This window comes from Oscillibacter sp. CU971 (genome assembly GCF_905219725.1).
Classification (GTDB): domain Bacteria; phylum Bacillota; class Clostridia; order Oscillospirales; family Oscillospiraceae; genus Oscillibacter.
Genome location: NZ_CAJMXG010000185.1, coordinates 1 through 5,885, shown reverse-complemented (window position 1 = coordinate 5,885; position 5,885 = coordinate 1). Strand labels below are relative to the sequence as shown.

At 58.6% G+C, this 5,885-nt stretch carries 6 protein-coding genes; all 6 read right to left on the bottom strand.

What is annotated here, in order from left to right:
* Positions 1–241: hypothetical protein (locus tag JX325_RS11830; RefSeq protein ID WP_204791318.1), on the bottom strand; the 241-nt coding region annotated here is incomplete at its 3' end.
* Positions 242–686: 445 nt separating this feature from the next.
* A complete protein-coding gene (locus tag JX325_RS11825) occupies positions 687–899 on the bottom strand; it encodes a hypothetical protein (RefSeq protein WP_204791317.1) in 213 nt (70 codons plus the stop codon).
* Positions 900–1,383: 484 nt separating this feature from the next.
* Entirely contained in the window at positions 1,384–2,328 is a 945-nt protein-coding gene (locus tag JX325_RS11820; protein ID WP_204791316.1) for an AEC family transporter, read from the bottom strand.
* 40 nt (positions 2,329–2,368) lie between these two features.
* On the bottom strand, positions 2,369–2,716 hold the full coding sequence (locus tag JX325_RS11815; RefSeq protein WP_204791315.1) for a 2-dehydro-3-deoxyphosphogluconate aldolase: 348 nt from the start codon (positions 2,714–2,716) through the stop codon (positions 2,369–2,371).
* Between the two features lie 72 nt (positions 2,717–2,788).
* Entirely contained in the window at positions 2,789–4,786 is a 1,998-nt protein-coding gene (locus tag JX325_RS11810; protein ID WP_243414065.1) for a TRAP transporter fused permease subunit, read from the bottom strand.
* A gap of 87 nt (positions 4,787–4,873) precedes the next feature.
* A partial coding sequence (locus tag JX325_RS11805; RefSeq protein WP_204791314.1) for a TAXI family TRAP transporter solute-binding subunit occupies positions 4,874–5,885 on the bottom strand: 1,012 nt, incomplete at its 5' end.

Below are 5,885 nucleotides of genomic sequence, written 5' to 3'. Positions count from 1 at the left end.
TGCTTTTTCTCAATCCCGATATAATTGTCGGCAAAAAGAAGATAAACCCAAGCAGGAGGACAAATGCGGCCGCCACGATACCAGCAGCTTGAAATAGTTCCTGTATCGCTTCCGGGATAGAACCGCTGGAGACCAACAAGCTGATGAAATAGAATACGTTCACCTTTCTTTCCTCTCCTTTTTCTGCAAGGCCCTTCCGCTTCACTGGACGGCCCCGCTGTAATCTAAACAGCTCCGCCATGGGGGACACATACCTGGCTGGTATGCTCCCCGCACGGCTTCCACTGCCGAGATAACAAATAAAATGCGTGTACAGGCATAATAATCCCATACACGCACAATCACGCACAATCAGTCTTTGCTATGTGCTTAACACAACCAGTACAAGAACATCTTGAAAAAGTCGCAATGATGCCTTATACTATATTCGTGGTACTACTGAAGCAGTTGTGTATGGATGCCGACATCATCCTGCATAGTGCATAGAGGGCGGCAACCCTCTATGCACACCGCACTATCTGCTATCTCGTACCATTATTCTACTTGATGCACCACCATTCGTCAAGTGCGGATTTCAAATGATGCAGATTTATTTGTGTCAGGGCCTCATTATGCGAAAAATACCCACCACCCTTTCTTTCCAGAAAAGGCGGTGGGCTTTTTTTCGGACGCGGTAATCTCTTAACTTAATGACATTGGCTCTCCGGCAGCAGGATTTTCATCGCAGTCAGTTTTTCCAGCGGGATTTTACTAAGTGCGGGCTTGATATGGTTTTCGATAAAGCCCCGGCAGGTCTTGTAGGACGAGGCTCGAACTTGCAGCTTGGCGCAGTTCTCCGCCCAAGCATCCAGCCATTGGCCCGCAGTGCAGTGTTCCGCTTTGATATCCAGCGGCTTCATGCGGTGTTATCAAAAAATTCGTATTTGCCGCCTACCGGAAAACAGCCTTTTATTCATACATTTCCCCACTCTATTTGGGAGGCCAGGAAAAGGATCGCTCTTTGTTTATTGCGGCTCACTAGGCCGTAACACGGGCCAGTCTACCGTATCGCTGTCCGTTCTCCTCTTCCCTTCAGGGGCAGGGGGGCCGGGGCTTTCTCTGGCGAGTGCGGACGGCGTATAGCCGGGCGCGATGCTTTCCCCACCCCGCCCAAGGGTGGGAAAACGCGCCTTCGCAGCTATTCCCTAATTTGGGAAACACGGCATCCTGCCCGCACCCCAGTGAGAAGGCCCTCTTACATTTATCGTTTTACAGGAAGGTTGGATAAGTATCTTCCGCAGAATGCAGCCTTCTGATTTTCAGCACTGGGCCTTTGCCCAGGCACGCACTTTAATAGGCCCTGGATAGTTCCGCCCGTTTGACACTTCTTGTGCGTCTTTCCGTTTACAGCATCCCTAAACTGCGGAAGAGGAAGGTATAGAAGAACATTGTAAAAATCGACAGTATGGTTCCGGCACAGACCAACTGGCCCGCCAAGGGCCCGTCCGCTCCCATAGCCACCGCCATGGGATAGGAGGCCACGGCGGTAGGGGCGGCGAAGAGGACCATCAACCCGCACAGGCTTTGGTTCCGGAAGCCCAGAGCCACAGAGAGGGGCAGGAATATCAGCGGGATCAAAACCATCCGCAGGGCGAGCCCCAAAAACAGCGGGCGGCGGTTTGCCCGGGCCTGCCCCAAGTCCAAGCCAACGCCCAAAGAGATGAAGCTGATCGTAGTGGTTACTCCAGCCACATCCTTCACCACACCCCACAGCAGCTCCGGCATTCGGAAAGGCAGGGCCGACGCCGCAATCGCAGCCAGCGCCGCCACCACCATGGGGTTTTTCAGGATGGACAGCACCAGGCGCTTCGGCTCCGCCCGGCCGGAGCGGCCCATCTCCAGGACGATGACGCTCAGCGCGTTGGTCAGGGGCACTACTATGGCCCCCAGAAGGGCCACGGGACCCACGTTCCCCTCGCCAAAAATGGACTCCGCCACGGCAATGCCAAAGAGGATGTAGTTGGACCGGATCATCGCCTGCCCGATGGAGGCGGCCTGGGCCCGGCTTTTTACCAGCCTTGGCGGCAAAAGCAGAGCGGTTGGGAAAATCACCAGCACCAGCGACAAGGCGGCGAAGACGGCCTCCTCCGGGGCAAAGCTCTGGGAAAGGTCAGTTTCGTAAATATTCTTGAACAGCAGCACCGGCATGAACACCCGAAAGGTCAGCTTGTCCACATTCCGCATGACGGTCCGGTCCATGATGCCTGCCTTTCGCACCCCCACGCCCAGTATAATCAACAGCGCCATGGGCAGGACGACTCGCAAAGCCGCCAGGAAACTCTCCGGCATGATACCGCTCCTTCCGTTTACAGGCTATAAGTTCAAGGCGTTACTTGCGTAGTATGTGGATGGCGAAGCCGCCGAATTCACCGTCCAAATACACATTTTTCAGCTTCCCCGCCTCGTCGTAAGCGGCGGTGTCCATATTGAAGGAGAAGCCCTTCTCCTTCAGCTCCTCCACGGCGGACTCCAGGTCTGGCGTGGCCATGGCCACATGGCCGTTGACGCCCAGAAAGGGCGCTTTCATACACTCGAAATAAGAGCCGGCGAACTCGGACTTCTGCCCGTGACGGGGCGTGAGATGAAACATCAGGCTGAGAAGCTGCGCCAGCTTTTCGGCCTCCTCGGGGTTGGGGGTGTTGATGCCTACGTGCACCAGCTCAAACGTGTTATTCATGGATGATCCTCCTACAGTGTTGTGGGAAAAGCGCCCGCCACCGAAGGATGGCGGGCGTCTTTCGGGAAAACGTCAGACTGCCGCGGTATTCTGGCGCCGGGAGAAGATCAGGCACCAGGCCACCAGGACGACGCCCATAGCGATGCCGATCAGGTCGAACATGCTGCCGGGCATGATGAACATCAGCGCGGCGGCAAAGAACAAAACCCGCTCCGCCGCAGAGAGATTCTTGCCCATATACCCCGCTACGCCGGCGGCNAGGAAGAAGGTGGNGCAGNCGGTCATGGCGCAGGAGATCAAAATCTCCGTCACTGTGCCGATGAGCAGAATGGACGGACGGTAGACGAACATGAAGGGAGCGATAAAGGCCGTGATGGCGAAGAAGAACGCCTTCCAGCCCGTCTTCCAGGCGCTGGCGTTGGCGATGCCCGCCGCGGTAAAGGAGGCCAGGCACACCGGCGGCGTGATCTGGGCCACAACGCCGAAGTAGAAGATGAACATATTCGCCACCAGCGCCTCAATGCCCAGGCCCTGGATAGCGGAGCAGAACAGGGTGTTGGCAATCAGGTACGCCGCCACGGTGGGCAGCGCCATGCCCAGCATCAGGCAGCCGACGGCGGCCACAACCAGAGCCAGCAGCAGGCTGTTGTTTCCGGAGGTGCCGATGAGCTTGGCCACCTTTACGGCCACGCCGGAGCGGACCACAATGCCGATCATGATGCCGCAGGCCGCGGTGGGGATGGCCACGTTGGCGGCTTGGCGGACGCCCTCGATCAAAGTCTCCATCAATTGCCTGGCGCTCATACGGGTGTCCTTGGAGAGCATACACAGGATAATGGACAGCGCGGTGCAGTATATGGCAGCTCTGGGCATGGACATACCCGCGAAGATCATGATGACCAGCAGGATAATGGGTACCAGGCGGTAGACACGGGGCAGGATGGGAGAGCCCTGGTATTTCAGCGCGTCATTGGTAGTGGACATCTGCTTTTTCTTGGCCAGCAGATGGACCAGAATGAACACCGCGCCGAAATAGGCCACGGCGGGCAGGATGGCGGCGGTGGCGATGTCCATGTAGGGAATGCCGATCATCTCCGCCATGATAAAGGCGCCCGCGCCCATGATGGGGGGCATGATCTGTCCGCCGGTGGAGGCCACGGACTCCACGGCGCCGGCCTCCTCGGGGGTGTAGCCGGCCTTTTTCATCAGGGGAATGGTCAAAACGCCGGTGGTGGACACGTTGGCCACGGCGGAGCCGGAGATCATGCCAAGCAAACCGGAGGAGAGGACCGCCGCCTTGGCGGGGCCTCCGGCGGTTTTGTCGCTGAGCTTCATGCCCGCGTCAATCAGCACGCCGCCTCCGCCGCAGTTGGAGAAGAAGGCGCCGAACACCATGAAGTAGAACAGCGTGCCCACGGAGGCGGACAGAGGAGAACCAAAGATGCCGTTCTGGCTCAGCATGAGGGTTTCGCAGAACTGGGCGAAGTTCATGCCCGCGAAGCGGAAGATGCCGCTGATGTACTGGCCGAAAAAGGCGTAGGCCATAAAGAAGAGAATGACGACAAACAGCGCCAGGGAAACCACCCGCCGGACCGCCTCCATCAGCACGAACAGCAGCAGCACCGCCACGGTGATGTCCAGTGTGGTCATGGGGTCCACGTTATAAACCCGCAGGTTCAGTGCGTTGGCGTGGGAGAGGAAGTACCAGCAGATGAACAGGGTGGCTCCGATTAAAAAGCCGTCGTAAATCCACCAGAGCTGGCGGGCCTTGCTCTCCTTGTTTTTGCATTTTTCCGCCATGGGGTTAAAGAGGAAGACGATGATCAGGGCATAGCACAGGTGCAGCGGAATCTGCGCCCAGGGCTGAAGCGGCGTCCCCAGTTTGATGTACAGCTGGAAAACGGTCATGGTGACGGCCAGAACGGCCAGGGTCCAATAGCGCCACCTGGGCATGCTTTTCAGCATGCGCGCGATTTTCGAGTCCTCATCGGGCTCGCTGGCCAAGGCCTTTGCCTTCGCGTCCAGGTCGCTTTTGCCCCCGGCGCCGGTCTGCTTTTTAAAAATACTCATGAATCCTCCTGTCTAAGAGGGCGGGCGCCTGAGCGGCGCCCGCCCTTTCTTTGCGGCAGAGTTTTTTCGAGAAAAATGGAGCCGGACTTACTGGATATAGCCCATCTCGCGGTAGTAGCGCTCCGCGCCGGGATGCAGGGGGTTGCCGCCCAGCTTCTCGGAGTCCATGCAGGTGGCCACATCCCAGGGAGACAGGGAGTTATAGGTTCCCACCAGTGCGTCGCGGTTCTCGCACAGGGTCTTGGTAACCTGATAGATCACGTCCTCGCTGGCGGTGTCGGCGGCGAAGATGGAGTCGGGAGAGCCGGGGAGAACGATCTCGCTGGTCTGGCCCTTGAAGGAGTCGGCGGGGACGGTGATGCGCTGGAAGCCCTTCTCGGTGACGAACCAGTCGATCAGCTCGTCGCCCCACTGGAGGAAGGTCACGTCGCAGGTGGTGGCAATTTCCGCCATGGTGGAGGAGCTGGAGGAGGTGTGGTCAATGTAGAAGTCGATCTTGCCGTCCTGAAGGGCCGCCTGGTTCTCGGAGCCGGACTGGTTGGTGATGGAACCGCCCCAGCTCTCCAGGTCCTCCTGGGTCACGCCGAAGTACTCAAGGAGAAGGTACGCGCCCTGGGCGTCCATGGAGCCCACGGGGGAGCAGCCGATGCGCAGGGGGAGCTTCTGCTCGAAGATCTCCTCGATGGTGGAGACATTGTGCTTGGTCAGGAAATCGTTGGAGATGCAGTTGATGTAGCACACCGCGGTCAGGCCGCCGATGACGGCGGAGTAGCCGCTGGTGGGAGCCTTGCCCAGGGTGCCCTCTTCCCGGGCCCACTTGGCGGGAGCGGCGTTGATGAACGCCAGATCCACGCCGCCGCCGGCGAACAGATAAGGAGCGCCCATGCCGCCGGGGTTGGTGGGCTGCACGTCTACCAGGCCGAAGCCGCCCTGGTTTTCCAGGTACTTGCTCATTTCAACAATGATGTTGTAAGAGCCGGAGCCCACAGCGTCGGAGGAGAAGACAATGGTCTCGCTGGAGAAATCGGCGGAGTCGCTGCCGCTGTCGGCGGGGGTGGAGGAGCCGGAGTCCGCGGGGGCGGAGGAGCCGGAATCCGCG